Source organism: Pannonibacter indicus, from assembly GCF_001418225.1.
Classification (GTDB): Bacteria; Pseudomonadota; Alphaproteobacteria; order Rhizobiales; family Stappiaceae; genus Pannonibacter; species Pannonibacter indicus.
In genome coordinates, this window is sequence record NZ_LIPT01000006.1 from 26,410 (window position 1) to 47,735 (window position 21,326).

A 21,326-nucleotide genomic window follows, 5' to 3' on the forward strand; every position below is an offset into this window, starting at 1 on the left:
TGTTTCACCTCAAGGCTGGGGCTGGGATTCCGAACCCGGCTCCTCGGGCAGAATCTCCCGCCCCTCCGGCACGCCAGGGCCTGAAGAACCGAGGAAGCCGGACGGCAGGCCAAAGCCCTGCTCCAGCGCCTTCAGCACGCTCTGGTCGCTGACATCGCCGCTCAGAACCTTCTGCACATCGATCTGCACCTTGCCGCCGGTGGTCTGGCTGATCAGGTCATTGGCCACGGTCCCGAGCGCCTCATCCGGCTTGACCTTGAGAAGCTGCACCAGTTCGCCGCCCACCTGCTGCAGCTGTTCATAAGCTGCCTGCGGGTTTTCCAGAATGCCCTGTATATCGGGATAGATCTGCGGCCGGTCCCAGGAGCCCCGGATGACGACCGGCACGCCGAGGGCCGCCATCGTCTTGGATTCGCCCTTGGCCCGCGGCGTCGGCGCAATGCCCTGCAGGCTGGGCACGATCTGCGGCTCCACCCGCCAGTCCAGCGTCCGGCCCGGCATGTCGGTGGTGCCGCTGCCCGTCATGCGGATGAGCGGACCGGCCAGCGCCAGATCCTGGTTGAGGGCAACACCGTTGCTGATCTGGAAGGATGCACTCAAGGTGGTGAAATCCGTCCGCGCCTCGCTGGACTGCTGCCAGCCCAGCAGTGTGCGGGCCGCAACATTGCGCACCATATCCGGCAGGTTGACCCCGAGAATGGCGCCGTTGAGGACCTCAAGCTTCGCTTCGCCGCCGAGATTGCCGATCAGCTCCGCTTCACTGCTGCCACGCGTATTGACGTCATAGGAGAGCGAGCCCACGCCATCGAGCCAGGAAATGCCCGTGGCATCGCGCAAGAGATCCCGGGCTCCGACTTTGGCCAGGGTGAAGGCCGAGCGGATCTGCGGCTGGCGGTTGCCGCCTTCCACCGTCAGCGTGCCCTTGCCCTCGCCGCCATACAGCGAGACCTGCTGCAGATCTGCGGTCAGAACCCCATCGGCAACCGCTACCTTGAGCGCGCTGTTGCCAAGCTTGATCCTGTCCCAGTTGATCGACTTGGCCGTGAGGGTCAGGTCCGCATCAAAAGCCGCAAGGCCGCCGAAATCGACCGGGGCATTGCTCCAGCCCTTCGCAGCTCTGGCGCCGCCGGAGGGGGCCGCAGCACCTGCGGCGGGCTTTGCACCGGAAGGCGCCTGCGCAGGGCCCGTGCCCAGATAGGGATCCAGCGGCAGGCTTTCGAGCACGAGCGAAGCCGTCAGCTTCGGCACCCGGCCAAAGGCCAGCCGGCCCTCGCCGCTGCCGCTGATGCCATCCAGCGTGAAGGCTGTGTTGCGGAAGGAGACCGCATTGTCCCCGGCGGCAAACACACCCGCCACCCGGAACGGGCCAAGACCGGCGCCAGGCGCAAGCGGGCGGCCCAGCCAGGACAGCAGATTGCGCAGGCTCTTCGTCTCCACGAAGACCGAGCCATCCACCCCGCCGGACAAGGAGGCAGAGCCTTCAAACCCGGCGGCCCCCTTGGCACCTTCAAGGCGGATATCGACGGGTGCCGGAAGACCGGCCAGCAGAATGGCCGGAGTGGCGGTTCCCTTCAGGGCGAAGGCTTCGCCGCGCCAGCTCAGCCCGCCGGAGACGGTGACAGGCTTGTCCAGCCCGTCGAAACTTATCTTGGCATTGATGCCACTGATCTGGTTGGCGCTTTCATCGCCGCCGGTGGCCGCTGCCAGGTCAAGGCCTGTCACTGTGCCGCCCGAGACCGAGACAAGGCCGGAGAGCTCCAGCGAGCTCAGCAGCGAGGGCGCATCTGCTCCTGCGGCCGCAAAGCGCAGATCCGTACCGAACTCACCCGTGGCCGGGAAAGGCAGGTTTGCCAGCCTCAGCGCATCCTGCAGGCTGCCGCCCGACGACTGGATACGGCCTTCAAGCCGCGGCGCCTTGCCAGTGAGGTCCGCATTGAGAGAGAGCGCCAGCTTGAGCGCGCCAAGGGCCGCCGTTCCATCCTGCAGGACAATCTGGCGCGTATCACCGGCAACACGGCCCGCGAGGGACACTTCACCGCTGTCCTGCGCACCGTCAGTTCCGGCAAGCGCCATGATGGCAGCCAGAGAAGCGGCCTTGCCATCAACGGCCAGATCCACAGCCAGCGGCGACAGGCCAAGCCCGCCTTCCACATTGACGGTCACCCCGCCCGCCTTGACCATCAGATCAATGGCTGCCGTCTCTCCGGCGGCAAGCTTCAGAAGGCTCGTCACCTCCACATCCAGCACGACAGACTGGCCATTCCACACGGCACTGGCGTCAAGATCGGCCGTGCGGTCCAGCGCGGGCACGGTAAAGCGGCCGTTGATATCGCTCAGTTCCTGCCGGAAACCGCTGCGCGCATCCGCAAAGGTGATGCGGCCACCGCGAATCTGGACATCATCAAAGCCGATCCGGGTCAGGGCGGTCAGATCACGCGCTTCCTGCGGTGTCTCGTCCGGGAGCGCCGGCGCCGGTGATCCGGCAGATGCGGGTTGCGGACTGCCTTTGCCATCGAACTGGGTGAAAACGCCCTCAATCCGCTTCATCGGCTTGCGCGGCGCCCAGGAGGTGCGGCCTTCCGCGTCAATGAGCAGATCGAACTCCGGCTTGTCGAGGCCGATCCCCGTCACCTGAATGGCCCCGCCGAAAAGGGCACCCCAGGCAAGCTCAAAAGAAATGGCGCCGGCGCGTGCAAACTCGACACCCCGCGCCCCGGCCTCGCCCGACAAGCCCACATCCGTGGCGCTGAGCTGAAACTGGGGGAGAAGAGAGATGGCGACGGGCCCGTCGATCCGCAGCCGCCAGCCGGTGGCTGCTTCCACTTCCTGCACGACGCGCGCCTTGATGGCGTCCTTCGGCAGCACCATGGGCACGATGACCACAGCAGAGGCCACGAGCACAGCCACAATGCCCGCCCCGATCACAAGCCGCTTCATCCCAATCTCCCCGAATACCGAATCGAACCGAGTTTAGGACAAAGCGTGTCAACAGCGTGACCTTGAAACGCAGAACTGCGTAATTCTTATGCGGCCCCTTACGCATTCGAGCGCCCGCAAGGCGTTCCCGGCGCCCGGGCTCAGACTGTCAGATGGCGGCGGACTTCCGTCTCATTCAGCTCCGTCCGGAGCCCCGCCATCACCACCTCGCCACGGTCCATCACGGCAAAACGGTCGGCGAGGTCCCTGGCGAACTCGAAATATTGCTCCACCAGAATGATCGCCATGGTGCCCTGATCGCGCAGCCACTCGATGGCCCGGCCAATGTCCTTGATGATCGACGGCTGGATGCCTTCCGTCGGCTCGTCCAGCACCAGAAGCTTCGGCCGCATGACGAGGGCGCGGGCGATGGCAAGCTGCTGCTGCTGCCCGCCGGACAGATCACCGCCCCGGCGCGAGAGCATGTCCTTCAGCACCGGGAACAGCTCGAAGATGGTCTCCGGGATGGTCCGGTCACGGCGGGCGAGCGGGGCATAGCCGGTCTCCAGATTTTCCTTCACGCTCAGGAGCGGAAAAATCTCACGGCCTTGGGGCACGACGGCAATGCCAAGCCGGGCCCGGGCATGGGGCGCAAGGCGCGAGATATCCTGTCCCTGCCACAGGATGCGCCCACCGCTGACCGGCTGCTGGCCCGCGATGGCACGCAAGGTCGAGGTCTTGCCCACACCGTTGCGGCCCATCAGGCACGTCACCTTGCCCGCCTCCGCCTCAATGGACACGCCCTTGAGCGCCTGAGCCGCGCCGTAGTGAAGATCGATCTTTTCAACGCTCAGCATGGTCTGCTCCATTTCACCCGGCACGAGGCGCCGGCCCCTTATCGGGCTCAAGTTCCTCTTCCCTCATGGAGAGAGGGCAGAGGGTAACGAAAACGTAGGCTTTCTTCTCTTTCGTCATGGCCAGGCTTGTCCCGGCCATCTGTAAACTATTGATTTTTATAGATCATCGACAAAAGGCCGAGAATGACGATGGAGAGGTCGAAGATTCGTCAGCTGTCTTGCGCTGCGGCGATTCGAGAAAGCCGCAAGCGCTACAAAATCCCTCACCGTCCCAGATAAACTTCCACCACCCGCTCATTCGAGGACACGTGGTCGATCGAGCCTTCGGCCAGAACGGAGCCTTCGTGCAGCACCGTCACCTTGACGCCCAGCGCACGGATGAAGCTCATGTCGTGCTCCACCACCACCACGGAACGGGTCTTGTTGATGTCCTTCAGCAGCTCCGCCGTTTCCGCCGTTTCGGCATCGGTCATGCCGGCGGCGGGCTCATCGACCAGGAGAAGCTGCGGCTCCTGCGCCAGCAGCATGCCGATTTCCAGCCACTGCTTCTGGCCATGGCTGAGATTGGCCGCCAGCTCGTTGCGCCGTGCGCCGAGCCGGATCAGCTCCAGCAGATCCTCGATCCGCGCCTTTTCCTTGCGCGACAGCACATGAAACAGCGTCGAGAACGGCCCGCGCGGGGCTTTCAGCGCCAGTTCCAGATTGTCCTGAACCGTATGGCTCTCGAAGACCGTCGGCTTCTGGAATTTCCGGCCAATGCCAAGCTCGGCGATATCGGCCTCGTCCAGCTGGGTGAGGTCAGTCTCGCCGCCAAAGAACACCTCTCCCGTATCGGGCCGGGTCTTGCCGGTGATCACGTCCATCATCGTGGTCTTGCCCGCACCGTTGGGGCCGATGATGGCACGCATCTCGCCCGGAGCGATGACGAAGGACAGGGAATTGAGGGCGCGGAAGCCATCGAAGGAGACGCTGACGCCATCCAGATAGAGAAGGCTCGCTTGACGGGTCATGGTTTCACTCCGCCGGTTGCGGCGCTTTGGCGCCAGAAGATTGGGGACCGGATTGGGGGCCCAATGAAGACGTGTCCTGCGGCTTGCTGCGGCCCGCGGTCTTCGTCCGGACCTTCTCCCGGATCTGCGCGGCAAGGCCGGTGATGCCCTTGGGCAGGAACAGCGTCACCACCACGAACAGCGCACCCAGCGCAAAGAGCCAGATTTCCGGCAGAACGGCGGTGAACCAGGTCTTGCCGTAGTTGACCAGCACCGCGCCGATAATCGGCCCATAGAGCGTGCCGCGCCCGCCGACCGCCACCCAGATCACCACCTCGATTGAATTGGCCGGTGCAAACTCGCCCGGATTGATGATGCCCACCTGCGGCACGTAGAGCGCCCCGGCCAGCCCCGCCATCATGGCCGAAACAGTCCAGACGAACAGCTTGTAGCGCTCCACCTTGTAGCCGAGAAAGCGGGTGCGGCTTTCCGCATCGCGCACCGCCACCAGCACCTTGCCGAGCTTGGAGCGGGTGATGGAGCGGGCGAGCAGGAAAGAGACAAGCAGCGCAACACCGGAGGCCAGGAACAGCCCGGCGCGGGTGGCATCGGCCTGCACGGAGAAGCCGAGGATATCCTTGAAATCGGTCAGGCCGTTGTTGCCGCCAAAGCCCATGTCATTGCGGAAGAAGGCGAGCAGCAGCGCATAGGTCAGCGCCTGCGTGATGATCGACAGATAGACCCCCGACACCCGCGAGCGGAAGGCGAACCAGCCGAAGACGAAGGCGAGCACACCCGGCACCAGGAGCACCATCAGCATGGCAAAGGGAAAGCTGTCGAAGCCGTACCAGTACCAGGGCAGTTCCTTCCAGTTGAGGAACACCATGAAGTCCGGCAGTACCGGATCGCCATAGACGCCGCGCGGACCGATCTGGCGCATCAGATACATGCCCATGGCATAGCCGCCGAGGGCGAAGAAGGCCCCATGCCCCAGCGAGAGAATGCCGCAATAGCCCCAGACGAGATCCACCGACAGCGCCAGCAGCGCATAGGTCAGATACTTGCCCATCAGGCTCACCGCATAGGTGGGCACATGCAGCAGATGATCCGGCGGCAGCAGCAGGTTGAGCGCGGGCACCGCCAGGATGATGCCGCCTGCAATGAGGAGGAAAAGCGTGGCCTGCCGGTCGAAGGCGCGGAGAAGGAAATGGATGATCATGCGTCAACTGCCCGGCCCTTGAGAGCGAACAGCCCCCGTGGACGCTTCTGGATGAAGAGGATGATGAAGACGAGCACGAGGATCTTGCCGAGCACGGCCCCGGCATAGGGCTCCAGGAACTTGTTGACGACACCAAGCGTCAGCGCGCCCACCAGCGTGCCCCACAGGTTGCCCACTCCGCCGAAGACGACGACCATGAAGCTGTCGATGATGTAGCCCTGCCCGAGGTTGGGTGACACATTGTCGATCTGCGACAGGGCAACACCGGCGATCCCGGCAATGCCGGAGCCAAGACCGAAGGTCAGCGCGTCGATCCAGGGCGTGCGGATGCCCATCGAGGCGGCCATGCGGCGGTTCTGCGTGACAGCGCGGGTATAGAGGCCGAAGGGCGTCTTCTTCAGCACCAGCATCAGCCCGGCAAAGACCAGCATGGCGAAGACGACGATCCAGAGCCGGTTATAGGTGATGGTCATCTCACCCAGCTGGAAGGCGCCGGACATCCAGTCCGGATTGCCCACTTCCCGGTTGGTCGGACCGAAGATGGAACGCACCGCCTGCTGCAGCATCAGCGACAGGCCCCAGGTGGCCAGCAGCGTTTCCAGTGGCCGCCCGTAGAGGAAACGGATGATGCCGCGCTCGATGGCCATGCCGGTCAGCCCCGTCACCAGAAAAGCCAGCGGCAGCGCAATGAAAAGCGACGCGCCGAACAGGCCGGGGAAACTGGTGCGGATCACCTCCTGCACCATGAAGGTGACATAGGCGCCGATCATCACCATCTCGCCATGGGCCATGTTGATGACGCCCATCACGCCGAAGGTGATGGCAAGGCCGATGGCGGCCAGCAGCAGCACCGAGCCCAGCGACAGGCCGTACCAGATGTTCTGCGCGCCATCCCAGAGCGCCAGGTTTTTTTCGATACGGGTGATGCCGGTCTGCGCCGCATCGCGCAGGGCCTGAGGCGCCCTGGCATCGCTGGCGATCGACGTCAGCACGGACAGGGCATCGCGCCCGCCCGCCGAGGCGATCAGATCCACCGCCGCCAGCTTGTCCGCTTCCGGCGCCTCACCAGCCAGCAGGGTGGCCGCCCGGGCGCGCTCCATCGCAGTCTTCACCCTGGCATCGGTTTCCGCCGCAATCGCGTCCTCCAGCTGGGGCAGCGTTTCCACATCTCGGGAGCGGAACATGGAATTGGCCGCAGCCAGACGCACGGCAGCATCGGACGAGCCCAGCGTCAGGCTGCCGACGGCCGCACGGATGGCCCGGCGCAACCCGTTGTTGACCTTGATCTTGGTCACTTCGCCCGTCGTGACCGTACCCAGCGCCTCACCGGTCAGCGGATCGGTCAAGGCAAGGCCGGAGCCCGCCTTGACGCCGATGACGGCCATGGCGTCGCTCTTGCGCACGTAGAGATCGCCGGACGACAAAGCCTCCAGCGCCGGGGCCACGGCAGGATCACCGGTTGCCGCCAGCGCCCCCACCTGCGCCTCGGTTTCCTTGAACCCGCCCTCGCCCAGCTTGTTCACCAAGGGGCGCAGAGCATCCGTGTCCTGCGCAAGAGCATGCTGCTGCACGGCAACGGACATCACCAGCATCAGCAGACAGATCATGAGGCGTTTCAGAGACATGGGCGTCACCTGGCTGGAAATTCTCTTGATAAACCGGGCGGCTACGCCGTCCGGCAGGTCCCCCCCTGCCCTTGGAGGCAAGCTGCTGCGCTTATGATTCTTTGCGCACAGCAGCCTCTCAGTCCCCCTCCCCTTGAGGGGGAGGGGAGAGGAGACTCTGGTGCGAAGCTGCATTCATCGGATACGGCAGCCTTGTTCCTTGGGAAGCGGGACTGGTCGCGAACCACACGGCACTGAGCAAGGCGGGAGATTCCCGCCCTGCTTCTCACATCAGCTGCCGGAGCCGCCGCACTTGCCGGTCTTCACGTTGAAGTTTCCGCAGGAGAGCGGGGCGCGCCAGTCGGCGATCAGGTCCATGGAGCCCTCCAGATAATCGGACCACTCGTCACCGACCACGAGACCGGGGGTTTCCCAAACGGTCTCGAACTGGCCGTCTGCCTGGATTTCGCCGATGAGCACCGGTTTGGTGATGTGGTGGTTCGGCATCATGGCCGAATAGCCGCCGGAGAGGTTCGGCACGGAGACGCCGATCAGCGCATCGATGACGGCATCCGTGTCGGTGGTGCCGGCCTTCTCGACGGCCTTCACCCACATGTTGAAGCCGATGTAATGGGCTTCCATCGGATCGTTGGTCACGCGCTTGTCGTTGCCGATGAAGGCGCGCCAGCTTTCGATGAACTCGGCATTGGCCGGAGTGTCGACGGACTGGAAATAGTTCCAGGCAGCGAGATGGCCGACCAGCGGGGTGGTGTCGAGACCGGCGAGTTCTTCCTCGCCCACGGAGAAGGCGACGACCGGAATGTCTTCGGCCTTGATGCCGGCGTTGCCGAGTTCCTTGTAGAAGGGCACGTTGGCATCGCCGTTGATGGTGGAGACCACTGCGGTCTTCTTGCCGGTGGAACCGAAGGCCTTGATGTCGGACACGATCGTCTGCCAGTCGGAATGACCGAACGGCGTGTAGTTGATCATGATGTCCTCTTCCTTGACGCCCTTTGACTTCAGATAGGCTTCAAGGATCTTGTTCGTCGTGCGCGGATAGACATAGTCGGTGCCCGCCAGCACCCAGCGCTCCACGCCTTCCTCGTTCATGAGGTAGTCCACCGCCGGAATGGCCTGCTGGTTGGGGGCAGCGCCGGTGTAGAACACGTTGCGCTGGCTTTCCTCACCCTCGTACTGGACGGGGTAGAACAGGATCGAGTTCAGCTCCTCGAACACCGGCAGCACGGACTTGCGCGACACGGAGGTCCAGCAGCCGAAGACGGCCGAAACCTTGTTGACCGAGATCAGTTCACGGGCCTTTTCGGCAAAGAGCGGCCAGTCGGATGCAGGGTCAACGACGACGGCTTCCAGCTTCTTGCCCAGCACGCCGCCCTTCTTGTTCTGCTCCTCGATGAGGAACAGCATGGTGTCCTTCAGCGTCGTTTCGGAAATCGCCATCGTGCCCGACAGCGAATGCAGGATGCCGATCTTGATCGTCTCCTCGGCCAGCGCGCCGCCGATCATGGTCGAAGTCATCAGGCCCGCCACCACGAACCCTGCCACGCGGGAAGTCATCCTGGTCATCATCTGCTGTTCCCCTTGATTTTTGCCCGTCCCGGTCCGTTGCCGGGATCACCCCATCTGGAAGCGGTGCGCCGTCCGGATTGTCTCCGCTCATCCGGCTTGCCGCCCGCGGCCGCCGCTGGCTGCCGTCTGAAGGGGATCGTGCGGCCTCATGCGGCAGCGCAACATACGTCGATTGACGTAGCCCCCTGCGCAGCCCCTGCAGCCTGCCTGCAACACAGGCAATTGCACCCGGCCAAACCGGCATGATCCCTGCTAGGGATGGAGGAATTTGAAAGACAGGAGCGGCATCCGGAGCGTTTCCGAAGATGCGCGGCTGGAAAACTGCCCAATGAATGGGCAGACGCCTAAATAGGGGGCGCCTGAATGACAGCGCGTCAGCGCATCCTGCCGGTGCGCCGGCATTACAATCAATGGGTCAACAACCAGACCCTGGAAGATTATGCGCTGCGCTTCACCGCCAAGAGCGCCCGGCGCTTTTCCAGCCGCGCCATCTCGCACACGGCCGGCGGCGCGATTTCCTTTCTGGCGCTGGAGGCAATTGGCGGGACCATCACCCTGTCCTACGGCACCGCCAATGCCTTTGCCGCCATTCTGGCGGGCTGTGCCGTGCTGCTTTTCGTCGGCCTGCCCATCGCCCGCTATGCCACGCGCCACGGGGTGGATATCGACCTGCTGACGCGCGGCGCCGGTTTCGGTTACATCGGCTCCACCCTGACATCGCTGATCTACGCCAGCTTCACCTTCATTCTCTTCGCCATCGAGGCCTCGATCATGTCGAGCGCCCTCGAATATGCCTTCGGCATCCCGCTGTGGATCGGCTACATCCTCAGCGCCGTGGCGGTGATCCCGCTGGTCACCCATGGCATCACCCTGATCAGCCGCTTCCAGCTTCTGACCCAGCCCTTCTGGATCGTTCTCAACATCCTGCCTTTCATTTTCATTGCGCTGACGGACTGGCAGGCGGTGGGCGTCTGGCTCGGCTTTGCAGGCATTGATCCGGCCTCCGGCGCCCTGCGGGAGGCCTATTCCAATCCGGTTGACCTCTTGCAATTCGGGGCCGCCGCTGCCGTTGTGCTGGCGCTGATGGCGCAGATCGGCGAGCAAGTGGACTTCCTGCGCTTCCTGCCGGCGAAGGAAAACCTGTCTCCGCTGCGCCGCTTTGCCCTGTTTCTGGCCGGTCCCGGCTGGGTGGTCATCGGCCTGCCGAAGCTGCTGGCTGGCTCTTTCCTTGCCGTTCTGGTGCTCTCCTCCGGCATTCCGGCAAGCGAAGCCGATCAGCCATCACGCATGTATGCGGTCGCCTTCGGCTACATGCTGCCGTCCGAACAGGCCGCCATTCTGCTGATGGCCGCCTTCGTGGTGGTGGCGCAGCTCAAGATCAACGTGATGAATGCCTATGCCGGGTCGCTGGCCTGGTCGAATTTCTTCTCCCGCCTCACCCACAGCCATCCGGGCCGGGTGGTCTGGCTGGTGTTCAACGTCGGCATTGCGCTCCTGCTGATGGAACTGGGCATCTACGCCCTGCTGGAGGAGACGCTGGGCGTCTTCTCCATCATCGCCATGGCCTGGCTGTCGGCGATTTCCGCCGATCTCTTCATCAACAAGCCGCTGGGCCTTGCCCCGCCGGGCATCGAGTTCAAGCGCGCCCATCTCTATGACATCAACCCCGTAGGCACCGGCGCCATGGGCGGGGCGGCGCTGATTGCGCTGCTGGCTCACTACGGCATTTTCGGCGTCACGGCGGCGGCGCTCGCCACCTTCATCGCCTTTGTCCTGCCTTTCGTCTTCGCCCCGCTCATCGCCTGGGGCACGAAGGGCAAATATTATCTGGCCCGCAAGCCGCGCCGCCACTGGCAGTCCCGCACCGCCATCACCTGCTCGGTCTGCGAGAACCCGTTCGAGCCGGAGGACATGGCCTATTGCCCGGCCTATCAAGTGCCGATCTGCTCGCTCTGCTGCACGCTGGATGCCCGTTGCGGCGACAGCTGCAAGCCGAAGGCGCGGCTCGCCTATCAGACGAAGACAGTCGCAGCCGCCGCCCTGCCCGCCTGGGTGATGGAAAAGCTCAGCACCCGCCTTGGCCGCTATCTCACCACATCGGTGCTGGTCATCGCCGGCATCGGCCTCATCCTCACCATCATCTACAATCAGTCCATGGTGCACAGCCCGCAGGAAAACCTGGCGCCGGGGCAGATCATCGCGCTGATCTTCGTCGTCTTCGCCATTGCCGCCGGCATCGGCGTCTGGTTTCTGGTGCTCGCCCATGACACACGCCGGGTGGCGGAAGAAGAATCCGCCCGCCAGAACACCCTGCTGCTGCAGGAAATCGAGGCGCACCGCAAGACGGACGCCGCCCTGCAACGGGCAAAGGAAGCAGCGGAAGCGGCCAACCACGCCAAGAGCCGCTATGTCATCGGCCTCAGCCACGAATTGCGCACCCCGCTCAATGCGGTGCTCGGCTATGCGCAGGTGCTGGAGCGGGACGAGGCCATCCCGCGCGAACGCAAGGCCAGCATTCAGGTCATCCGCCGCAGTGCGGAGCATCTCTCCGGTCTGATCGACGGGCTGCTGGACATCTCCCGCATCGAGGCCGGCCGCCTGCAGGTCAGCACGGACACGGTCAACATCCACGAGTTTCTGGACCAGATCGTCGCCATGGTGCGGCTGCAGGCGCAAGCCGCCGGGCTCGGCTTCGAGTTCTCCCGCGCGCCGAACCTGCCCGCGCTGGTCCGCACCGACGAAAAGCGCCTGCGCCAGATCCTCGTCAACCTTCTGTCCAACGCCATCAAGTTCACGGACAAGGGCCAGATCAGGCTGGACGTTGCCTACCGCTCGCAGGTCGCCACCTTCCGCATCACGGATACAGGCCGCGGCATTGCGCCGGAAGATCTGGATCGCATCTTCGAGCCCTTTGGCCGCGGCAGCAGTGAAACGGTACACCGCACGCCGGGTCTTGGCCTCGGGCTGACCATCACCAAGCTTCTGGCGCAGACGCTGGGCGGCTCCATTGACGTCACGAGCGAGACTGGCAAGGGCAGCACCTTCACTGTGCGGCTGATGCTGGCAGCCCTCAATGGCCCGGCTCCGGCCCTTGCTGCCGACCGGCTGGTACGCGGCTATGAGGGGCCGCGCCGTTCCATCCTCGTCATCGACGACAATGGCGACCACCGTGCCCTCATGCGCGAAATGCTGGCGCCACTCGGCTTCATCGTGCTGACGGCGGAAAACGGGCAGGAAGGCATAGACCTCACGCTGGAGCTCGCGCCGGATCTGGTGCTGGCCGACATTTCCATGCCCGGCCTCAACGGCTGGGAAGTGGCAGCCGCCCTGCGCCATCGCGGCTACAAGGGCCGCATCGTCATGCTTTCGGCCAATATAGGCGACACGGCGCTGCGCCCCACCGGCGAGCCTGCCCATGACGATACGCTGGCCAAGCCTGTGGACATGGCCCAGCTTCTCGACCGCCTCGGCCGCCTGCCCGGCCTCGTCTGGCGTTATGGCGCACCGGCCGCACCTGCACCGGAGCCGAAGGCTGCCCCTTCCCTGCCCATCATCCTGCCGCAGGCAGACCCGCAGCGGGAGACAGCCCCCGGACTTTATGCCAATCCCGGCCCCAGCCACTTGCGCGACCTGATGGATCTTGGCGATATCGGCTATGTGCATGGCATCGAGGCAAAGCTGAGCGAGCTGGGCCGGGAGGCGGGCAACGCGCCCCTCGTCGCCGCCCTGCGCGAGCGGCTGGAGCAGTTCGATTTTGCCGGCTACAGAACAATTCTGGAAGAGGTCCAGCCCCATGACTGAAACAAGCTGCGTGAGGCCGTATGACTGAAGCCACTGCCCAGCGCGACATTGTTCTTGTGGTGGATGATTCCCCCGAAACCCTCGGCTTCCTGACGAAGGCGCTGGAGGCCTCGGGCGTGACTGTTCTGGTCGCCACCTCCGGCACGGCAGCGCTCACCATTGCCGGGCGCATCACACCCGACATGGTGCTGATGGACGCGGTGATGCCGCAACCGGACGGCTTCGAAACCTGCCGGCAGCTGAAGGCCATGCCGGAGCTGGCGCATGTGCCGGTGATCTTCATGACCGGCCTCAGCGAGACCGAGCATGTGGTGCATGCGCTGGAAAGCGGCGGCGTCGATTTTCTCACCAAGCCGATCAATCTCGATGAGTTGCAGGCCCGCATCCGCGTGCATCTGGCCAATGCCCGGCAGGTGCAGAGCGCCCGCATCGCACTCGACGCCGCCGGACGGCACCTGATGGCCGTCACCTCAAATGGCAGCGTGAAATGGGCCACCCCGCAGGCCCGCACCGCGCTGAGCCATTTCGTCGGCCGTGCGGGCAGCGATGTGCTCCCCCTTATCAGCCAGCATCTGGGCGCCTGGCTTGGCAGCCTCAGTCAGATGGCAGGCCAGATGGGCGGCAGCCGCTCCACCTCCTTCATGGGGGCGCCGGGGCAGAAGCTTGATTTCACCTATCTGGGCGCCGTCGGCCCGGATGAATATCTCTTCCGCCTGACGGGCGGCGGTGAGGCAGGCCAGACGGATGGCCTGCGCACCCGCTTCGGCCTCACCGCCCGCGAGGCGGAGGTGCTGCTGTGGATCGCCCGTGGCAAGGCCAACAAGGACATCGGCGAGATCCTCGGCCTTTCACCGCGCACGGTGAACAAGCATCTGGAGCAGATCTACGTGAAGCTCGGCGTCGAAAACCGCGCCTCCGCCGCCGTAAAGGCCGCCGAAGCCATGAGCGAGCTGTAGCACCGCGATTGCACGCAAGCACCGATCTGGACTAGAGAAGCTTCGATTGCAGGCGGCTTTTCGCACCCGCAAGAAGAAGGTGACCGGCTGATGATGTTCGACAAGGCCCCCGAAACGCTGCTCAACGTGCTGATGGTGCTCGATTATGTGGGCGTTGCCGTCTTTGCCGTGACCGGCGCCATCGTCGCCTCGCGCAAGGGCATGGACTTCATCGCCTTCCTGTTCTTCGCCACCATGACCGGTGTCGGTGGCGGCACCTTGCGTGACCTGATCCTCGGCGTGCCTGTGTTCTGGACCAAATCGGAAGGCTACCTGCTGGTCTGCTTTGGCGTCAGCGTGCTGATGTGGTTCGGCGCGCATATCGTCGAAAGCTGGGGCAAGCCGCTGCGCTGGGCCGATGCCATCGGCCTTGCCGCCTATTGCGTGATGGGGGCAGCCAAATCCATGGCGGTCGATCACATGCCGCTCGTCGCCATCCTGCTGGGGGCCTCCACCGCCACGTTCGGCGGCATCCTGCGTGACGTTGTCGCCGGCGACCCGACCGCCATTGCCAAGCCGGAGATCTATGTCACCGCCGCCTTTACCGGCGCGGCCGTCTTCGTGGTGCTGACGCTGGCCGGCTTCTCGCTCTGGCCCGCGGCCATCATCGGTGCGCTCGCAGCCTTCATCATCCGGGGCGGCGCCATTCTCAGGGGCTGGACGCTGCCGGGCTATTCCGCACCGAAATCCTGATTTTTGCGCCGGTCTCAGGCAGCGCGGCTGCCCGGACCGGGAAGGGCGCGGGACGGAGAGGACTGCCCGGCCTCGGCCCGCAGCTTGTCGGCTTCCTTGTGCCACTTGTCGGCCTCGGAGCGCTTGACGCGCGCCTCGCGGCGCCAGCGGCCCTGCTTTGCCCAGGCCCCAAGCCCGCCGATGACGATGCCCACCAGAATGGCGGCAAAAATCACCCAGAACAGCGGCACGCCGGTCAGCGTCAGGCGCGGATCCTGCGGATCAAAGGGGTTCAGCGAAAGATCGACCCCGTGCCGGTTGGCCACAGACAGCGGCACCACCACAAGGGCGATGGCAACAAGGATCAGGTTCTTGAGAAACCGGGTCACGGGCCCTGCCTTTTTCTAGTGCATGTCCGGCGCAAACGGCTCTGGATGCAATACTCTCGGGTCTTTGTCTTCACGCAAGTGCGGACACACAACCGGTCTCCGCCGTTGCTGGAACTGCCTTTGCTGCGCAGCGGTCAGTCTTCGTCGCCGCTGTCTTCGCCGTGATCCACGCCATCATTCAGGCGCTCACGCATTTCCTTGCCGGTTTTGAAGAAGGGAACGTATTTCTCATCCACCTCAACCTTCTGCCCCGTGCGCGGATTTCGGCCGACACGGGCCGGGCGGTTCTTGACGGAAAAGGCGCCAAAGCCGCGCAATTCCACACGGTCACCGCGCATCAGCGCCTCGGTGATCTCGTCAAGGATCGCGTTGACGATGTTCTCGACGTCGCGCTGATAGAGATGCGGGTTCTGTTCCGCGATGCGCTGCACAAGCTCGGACTTGATCATTCCCCGCTCCCTTGTTCCTGACCACCCGGCACACCCCCGGGAGCGTGCCAAACAGACACGAGCCCGTCAAGCGTAAGGCTTGGAGAAATCAATCCCTTAGCCTCTGAAACGCCCTCAATCAGCGCCTTGGCGGCCCCTTCACCGATACCTTGCGACATCCGTGCCGCAAACGGCAGGCGGCTGCGCTCATCGGGCACCTTCCAGGTGACGACCGGAAGATCCTTTGCAACACCCTTTTCCTTCTCCAGCCAGGCAATGGCCGCATCTTCGCCGCCGATCGCATCCACCAGCTTGCGCTCCTGCGCCCGGAAGCCTGTGACGATGCTGCCGTCGGCAACGGCGCGGGCCTCTTCCGGGCTCAGCTTGCGCCGCTCAGCCACCAGCTTGACGAACCAGTCGTAGCTGTCGCCTACCAGAAGCGCCAGCATGTCACGGGTTTCGGGCGAGGGATCGGAATAGAAATCGGGCTCGGCCTTCATCGGCGCGCTTTTCACCGCATCCATCTTCACCCCGACCATATCCAGCAGTTTCTCTGCATTGCCGAACTGGAACAGCACGCCGATGGAACCGGTAATGGAATTGTGCCGCGCGACGATGTGATCACTGGCCAGAGCCACCATGTATCCAGCCGAGGCGCCGACCGTGCGGATTTCCGCGACCGCCGGCTTCTTCTTGGACAGCTCATGGAGCGCCTGATAAAGCGCCTCGCCGCCCGTGGTGCTGCCGCCGGGCGAATTGATGGAGATGATCACACCGGCGACTCTCTCGTTCTCGCCGATTTCACGGATCAGCTTGAGCTGGTCGCGGTCCTCCATGATCACGCCTTCGATGGGAATACGCGCAATATGCGGCTTGCTGCGCTCGGCATTGAAACCGCCGCCAAGGGCAATGAGACCTGAGATGAGACCAACGGCCAGGATGAGAAAGGCTGCAACGCGCCAGAACACGAGCTTGCGGCGGAGCCTCCGGCGGTCGGTTATGGCTTCGGCATCCAGGGACATCTGTCACGCTCCACGGTCAACGGCCTTCATGGCTACACAGCCTGCGCTGCGATGAAAAGCCCAAATAGGCTGCAAGGTCAAATCATTGGCAGCGGGGGAGACATTCTGCCTGCCTGACTCTCTGCTCCGGAGCGCCGATGCGGAAGGCCGGGGACAGCCGTACCCCGGCCTTGAGTTAAGATTTCTGCCTTGCTTGAGGCTGACGGCGCAGCGCCTTAACCGGCCGCATGAGCCGCAATCCGGCGCAGCCGGCGCAGAATCATGACAAATGGCACCATGGAGAGGGCCATGACGGCCGAGCCTGTCATCGCCAGCAAGAGATTGCCATCCTCGATGGCAATCGCAACGCCGGGGATCATCAGCCACATGCCGATGGTTGCTGCGACAAAATGCAGCCGCGCCAGCCGGGAATGGGCCGCCTGCGGCACGGCGTTGTAGTAGAGCCCGAAGAGCGTCATCGTCAGAAAGCCGAGCAGGGTCAGCTGCACATTGCCAGTGGCAAAGGCTGCCCCCTCGCCTGCGGACATCTGAATGCCGAAGATGATGCTGCCCACGCCATAGAACATGGCGGAAATGAAGAACCAGAAGGAGATGCCTCGCATGGGTCTGTTCCTTGATCCAAAGCCGCTCCAGCGCCTTCACGGCCCTGCAGCCCGCCCCCATGGCAATGGCATGCGCCTGTTGCGGGACCAAAACCGTGGTCTGCATCACATTCCGGCCGATTGGCTTGCGCTATCACATTCTGCCGCCTGAAGCCGCTGGAGGTTCACGTTCGGTCACAACCGCGTGGGACCGCCGGCTGAAACGGCATTTAACGCCCGCTTTCCCTTGACGAACCGGGGGAAACGAAGGCAAGCCAGCTAACTCGAAGGGCAGGAGCCATCACGAATCATCCACCCTTCGGTTTTACCCATCACACATGCCCGGCTTCTGTGCCGCCGGGTCATCCGGGAGTGCCCGCCATGCGCAAGCTGCTTTGCGCTCTTGCCCTTTCCCTGACTGCATCCTTCGCCCCCGCCCTGACGGCGACGCCCGCCCGGGCGGCCGCCTGCGGCAATGATGCCTCCGGTTTCAATGCCTGGATTGCAGCCTTCAAGCAGGAGGCCCCGGCCCGTCATGGGCTGAAGGCCTACACGGTGGCAAATGCCCTTGAGGGCGTGACCTATGATCCGCAGGTGATCAAGCTCGACCGGGGGCAGCGGTCCTTCAAGCTCAGCTTCGAGGAATTCTACCAGCGCCGCGTCAACAAGGCGCTGATCAACCGGGGCCGGCAGCTGCATGCTCAATATGCCGGGCTGTTCGAGCGCATCCAGCAGGATTTCGGCGTGCCGCCGCAGATCATCATCGCCATCTGGGGCCTCGAAACGGGCTATGGTGCCAACTCGGGCAAGATGGATGTGGTGCGCTCGCTGGCGACCCTATCCTATGACTGCCGCCGTTCGGAATTCTTCACCCGCGAGCTGGTCTCGGCCCTGAAGATCATCGAAAACGGCGACAAGGTGCGCGAGGACATGCGCGGCGCCTGGGCGGGAGAACTCGGCCAGACCCAGTTCCTCGCCAGTTCCTATCTCAACTACGCCGTCGACTATGACCGGGACGGCAAGCGCGACCTGATCCGCTCCATCCCGGACGTGCTGGCCTCCACCGCCAACTACCTGAAGCAGAAGGGCTGGCGCGCCGGTGAAAGCTGGGCTCCCGGCACCCCGAACCACGAAGTTCTGCGGGAATGGAACAAGGCCGAGGTCTATGTCCAGACCATCGGCGTGATGGCTGAACAGCTGGTGGAATGAAAAGAAGGGCGCGCCGGATGGGGGCGCCCTTTATGTTTCACATGCCCGCTTCCGTCATGGCGTGACGAAACTCGAAGGACCGAGCCCTTTGCAGCAAAGGACCCAGTCCCTAATTCGGCACTGTCTTAGCGGAAGACGCCCGTCTTCACCGAGACGTCGGAATCGGTCATCGAATAGCGGCGGACGATGTTCTTGCTGTTGAACAGAACGACAAGCTGCTTGCGCTTGCCCGAGTGGGACGTGCCGAGTGCGCCAACCACGGGGATGAAGTTCACCGCATCAGCCTGCAGGTTGTCGAGCTGGTAGGTCCAGATCTCCTCACCCTCGGAGGTGAAGCTCGTCTGGTAGGGCGAGCCGAACATCTGCTGCACCTCGCTCCGCGTCGTCTTGCCTTCGGTCAGCTTGGCGGAGACGCTCGCCTCCGTTTCGTTCCTGAGACTCTGATTGCCGGAAGATGCGCAGCCGGCAAGGGTCAGGCCTACAACAAGTGCAGTCAGTATCTTCTTCAAGGTTCATCTCCGTCATTGCGGCAAGTCTGCACGCATGGCTGGTAAAAATGGCCATTGGCTAGCGGCTACTGGCAAAACGGACAAGGCCGAGCGAGCCAAAACAGGGCAGCCGCCAGCAACCGCTGATCAGGCATACGGTTGCGTGACCTGATTCCGTCTTGAACTTCAATGCGCTGCGCCAAAGCAGAAAAAACGGAATACCTGCGGAAAACTTTCGGAAAGTCACTGTCTGACGCCTTGCCCATGTGCCCCCTTTGCAAGCCAAGACACCCTTGCAAATGAATGATCGTTCATTTATTTTATTAACCTGGAGGAGACACGCATGGCACGCACGGTGGGCGCCAGAGGAGAGGAAACGGCAGAGCGCGTGCGCGAAGCTGCGCTGCGGCTGTTTGCGCGTGAGGGCTACGCTGCCGTTTCCATGCGCCAGATCGCCACCGCTGTCGGCGTCCAGCCCGGTGCGCTCTACAACCACTTCCCCACCAAGCAGGACATTCTGCGCGACCTGATGGTCAGCCACATGCAGGCGCTGCTTGAAGCCTGGGACGAAAACTGCGCCGCAGCAGAACCCGGTGAAGGCCCGGATGCGGCGCTGGAGCGTTTCACCCGCTTTCACATCCGCTATCATCTGGCGCGCACCGATGCGGTGTTTGTCTCCTACATGGAGCTGCGCAATCTTGAGCCGGAGAATTTTCAGGCCGTCGAGCATCTGCGCCAGCGCTATGAGGCAATCCTGACGGACATTCTGAAGCGCGGTGCGCAGGCGGGCAGCTTTGCCGTCAGCGAGCCGCAGGTCGCCACCCGCGCCATCATCGCCATGCTGACCGGCCTTGGCACCTGGTACCGGGAGGGCGGCAGGCTCTCCAAGGCCGATATCGAAACCATCTATCTGGACATGGTGACTGCAAGCGTCACCGGAGGGAGAGGAGCCGGGAGACAATGGGCATCCTGAAATCGAACGCAGCCACACGCGGCGAGGTTTTCGAGAAGAACCGCAAGGCGCATGAAGCGGCCCTTGAAGAGGTGCGCCGGGCAGCGGAAGCGGCCTTTGAAGGCGGCGGAGCTGAAGCCCGCGCCCGTCATGCCTCCCGTGGCAAGATCCTGCCGCGCGAGCGCGTCTCGCGCCTGCTCGATCCCGGCTCGCCCTTTCTGGAAGTCGGCCTCTTCGCCGCCCATGGGCTCTATGACAACGCCTCCCCCTCCGCTGGCCTGATTGCAGGCATTGGCCGTGTCGAGGGCCGGGAGGTGATGATCGTCGCCAATGACGCGACAGTGAAGGGCGGCACCTACTACCCCATGACGGTGAAGAAACACCTGAGGGCGCAGGAGATTGCCGCCGAAAACAATCTGCCTTGCGTCTATCTGGTGGACTCGGGCGGGGCAAACCTGCCGAACCAGGACGAGGTGTTCCCTGACCGCGACCATTTCGGCCGCATCTTCTTCAATCAGGCCAACATGTCCGCACGCGGCATCGCCCAGATCGCCGTGGTGATGGGCTCGTGCACCGCAGGCGGGGCTTATGTTCCGGCCATGAGCGATGAAACCATCATCGTGCGCAATCAGGGCACCATCTTCCTCGCAGGCCCCCCGCTGGTGAAGGCGGCCACGGGCGAGGAGGTGAGCGCGGAGGATCTTGGCGGCGGCGATGTGCACACGCGCCTCTCCGGTGTGGCTGATCACCTCGCCCGGGACGACGCCCATGCGCTGGCCCTGGCCCGCCGGGCTGTGGCCAATCTCAACCGCACCAAGCAGGTGCATCTCGACCTGCAGAGCCCGGAAGACCCGCTTTATGATCCGGAGGAAATCTTCGGCGTGGTTCCGGCGGATCTGAAGACGCCCTATGACATCCGCGAGGTGATGGCCCGCATCACCGACGGCTCGCGCTTTGACGAGTTCAAGGCCCGCTACGGCACCACGCTGGTCTGCGGCTTCGCCCATATCTACGGCATGCCCGTGGGCATCATCGCCAACAACGGCGTGCTCTTCTCCGAAAGCGCGGTCAAGGGCGCGCATTTCGTCGAGCTTTGCTCCCAGCGCAAGATCCCGCTCGTGTTCCTGCAGAACATCACCGGCTTCATGGTTGGCCGGAAATATGAAAGCGGCGGCATCGCCAAGGATGGCGCCAAGCTGGTGACGGCTGTGGCCACCACCTCCGTGCCGAAGATCACCATGCTGGTCGGCGGCTCCTTCGGGGCGGGCAACTACGGCATGTGCGGGCGCGCCTATTCGCCCCGTTTCCTGTGGACCTGGCCCAACTCCCGCATTTCGGTGATGGGCGGTGAGCAGGCCGCCGGCGTTTTGGCCACCGTCCGGCGCGAGGGCATCGAGCGCAAGGGCGGAAGCTGGTCAGCGGACGAGGAAAAGGCCTTCAAGCAGCCGGTCATCGACCAGTTCGAGGCGCAGGGCCACCCGCTCTATGCCTCGGCCCGGCTGTGGGACGACGGCATCATCGATCCGCGCAAGACCCGCGAGATCCTCGCCCTCTCCCTCTCCGCCGCCCTCAACGCCCCGATCGAAGACACCCGCTTCGGCCTGTTCCGGATGTGAG

17 protein-coding genes are annotated in these 21,326 nt (G+C 63.8%); 6 read left to right on the plus strand and 11 right to left on the minus strand.

Annotated elements, in window-relative coordinates; genetic code table 11:
- Window positions 1–9: 9 nt before the first annotated feature.
- The 6 genes from ASC48_RS10600 to urtA form a co-directional block, all read right to left on the minus strand.
- Entirely contained in the window at window positions 10–2,937 is a 2,928-nt protein-coding gene (locus ASC48_RS10600; protein WP_055455733.1) for an AsmA family protein, read from the minus strand.
- Window positions 2,938–3,077: 140 nt separating this feature from the next.
- A complete protein-coding gene (urtE, locus tag ASC48_RS10605) occupies window positions 3,078–3,773 on the minus strand; it encodes an urea ABC transporter ATP-binding subunit UrtE (RefSeq protein WP_055455862.1) in 696 nt (231 codons plus the stop codon).
- Between the two features lie 263 nt (window positions 3,774–4,036).
- Window positions 4,037–4,783, minus strand: coding sequence for an urea ABC transporter ATP-binding protein UrtD (gene urtD, locus ASC48_RS10610; RefSeq protein WP_055455734.1), 747 nt, complete (start codon window positions 4,781–4,783; stop codon window positions 4,037–4,039).
- A gap of 4 nt (window positions 4,784–4,787) precedes the next feature.
- Window positions 4,788–5,981, minus strand: coding sequence for an urea ABC transporter permease subunit UrtC (urtC, locus tag ASC48_RS10615; protein WP_055455735.1), 1,194 nt, complete (start codon window positions 5,979–5,981; stop codon window positions 4,788–4,790).
- Window positions 5,978–7,606 carry an urea ABC transporter permease subunit UrtB gene (gene urtB, locus ASC48_RS10620; protein ID WP_141658920.1) on the minus strand — a complete coding sequence of 543 codons (1,629 nt, stop codon included), beginning with the start codon at window positions 7,604–7,606 and terminating at the stop codon, window positions 5,978–5,980. The genes urtC and urtB overlap by 4 nt, the downstream gene beginning before the upstream one ends.
- Before the next feature lie 270 nt (window positions 7,607–7,876).
- Complete coding sequence (gene urtA / locus ASC48_RS10625; protein WP_425270023.1) at window positions 7,877–9,160, minus strand: urea ABC transporter substrate-binding protein; 1,284 nt, start codon at window positions 9,158–9,160, stop codon at window positions 7,877–7,879.
- A gap of 375 nt (window positions 9,161–9,535) precedes the next feature.
- Between urtA and ASC48_RS10630 the strand changes: the two genes are divergently transcribed.
- From ASC48_RS10630 to ASC48_RS10640, 3 genes are all read left to right on the plus strand, one after another.
- Window positions 9,536–12,973: a hybrid sensor histidine kinase/response regulator gene (locus tag ASC48_RS10630; RefSeq protein ID WP_055455736.1), complete on the plus strand. Its 3,438-nt coding sequence runs from the start codon at window positions 9,536–9,538 to the stop codon at window positions 12,971–12,973.
- Between the two features lie 20 nt (window positions 12,974–12,993).
- Window positions 12,994–13,929, plus strand: a complete 936-nt coding sequence (locus ASC48_RS10635) for a response regulator (protein WP_055455737.1) — start codon at window positions 12,994–12,996, stop codon at window positions 13,927–13,929.
- Window positions 13,930–14,019: 90 nt separating this feature from the next.
- Window positions 14,020–14,661, plus strand: a complete 642-nt coding sequence (locus tag ASC48_RS10640; protein WP_082440085.1) for a trimeric intracellular cation channel family protein — start codon at window positions 14,020–14,022, stop codon at window positions 14,659–14,661.
- Between the two features lie 14 nt (window positions 14,662–14,675).
- On the opposite strand, the gene ASC48_RS10645 is transcribed toward ASC48_RS10640, so the two are convergent.
- The 4 genes from ASC48_RS10645 to ASC48_RS10660 all read right to left on the minus strand — a co-directional run bounded on the left by ASC48_RS10645 (window position 14,676) and on the right by ASC48_RS10660 (window position 17,081).
- Window positions 14,676–15,029, minus strand: coding sequence for a LapA family protein (locus ASC48_RS10645; protein ID WP_055455738.1), 354 nt, complete (start codon window positions 15,027–15,029; stop codon window positions 14,676–14,678).
- Between the two features lie 134 nt (window positions 15,030–15,163).
- Window positions 15,164–15,478, minus strand: a complete 315-nt coding sequence (locus tag ASC48_RS10650) for an integration host factor subunit beta (protein WP_055455739.1) — start codon at window positions 15,476–15,478, stop codon at window positions 15,164–15,166.
- On the minus strand, window positions 15,475–16,479 hold the full coding sequence (gene sppA, locus ASC48_RS10655; RefSeq protein WP_055455740.1) for a signal peptide peptidase SppA: 1,005 nt from the start codon (window positions 16,477–16,479) through the stop codon (window positions 15,475–15,477). The genes ASC48_RS10650 and sppA overlap by 4 nt, the downstream gene beginning before the upstream one ends.
- Before the next feature lie 215 nt (window positions 16,480–16,694).
- Window positions 16,695–17,081 carry a hypothetical protein gene (locus tag ASC48_RS10660; RefSeq protein ID WP_055455741.1) on the minus strand — a complete coding sequence of 129 codons (387 nt, stop codon included), beginning with the start codon at window positions 17,079–17,081 and terminating at the stop codon, window positions 16,695–16,697.
- A gap of 360 nt (window positions 17,082–17,441) precedes the next feature.
- On the opposite strand from ASC48_RS10660, the gene ASC48_RS10665 reads away from it, so the two are divergent.
- Entirely contained in the window at window positions 17,442–18,269 is an 828-nt protein-coding gene (locus ASC48_RS10665) for a lytic murein transglycosylase (protein ID WP_055455742.1), read from the plus strand.
- A 125-nt stretch (window positions 18,270–18,394) separates the two neighbouring features.
- On the opposite strand, the gene ASC48_RS10670 is transcribed toward ASC48_RS10665, so the two are convergent.
- Window positions 18,395–18,778 (minus strand): hypothetical protein, encoded by a 384-nt coding sequence (locus tag ASC48_RS10670; protein WP_050473961.1) that lies wholly within the window; start codon window positions 18,776–18,778, stop codon window positions 18,395–18,397.
- Window positions 18,779–19,100: 322 nt separating this feature from the next.
- Here ASC48_RS10670 and ASC48_RS10675 point away from each other — a divergent pair, with 322 nt between their 5' ends.
- Together ASC48_RS10675 and ASC48_RS10680 are read left to right on the plus strand one after the other, a co-directional pair.
- Window positions 19,101–19,730 carry a TetR/AcrR family transcriptional regulator gene (locus ASC48_RS10675; RefSeq protein WP_055455743.1) on the plus strand — a complete coding sequence of 210 codons (630 nt, stop codon included), beginning with the start codon at window positions 19,101–19,103 and terminating at the stop codon, window positions 19,728–19,730.
- Window positions 19,718–21,325, plus strand: a complete 1,608-nt coding sequence (locus ASC48_RS10680) for a carboxyl transferase domain-containing protein (protein WP_055455744.1) — start codon at window positions 19,718–19,720, stop codon at window positions 21,323–21,325. Before ASC48_RS10675 ends, ASC48_RS10680 begins: the two co-directional genes overlap by 13 nt.
- Window position 21,326: the final 1 nt, after the last annotated feature.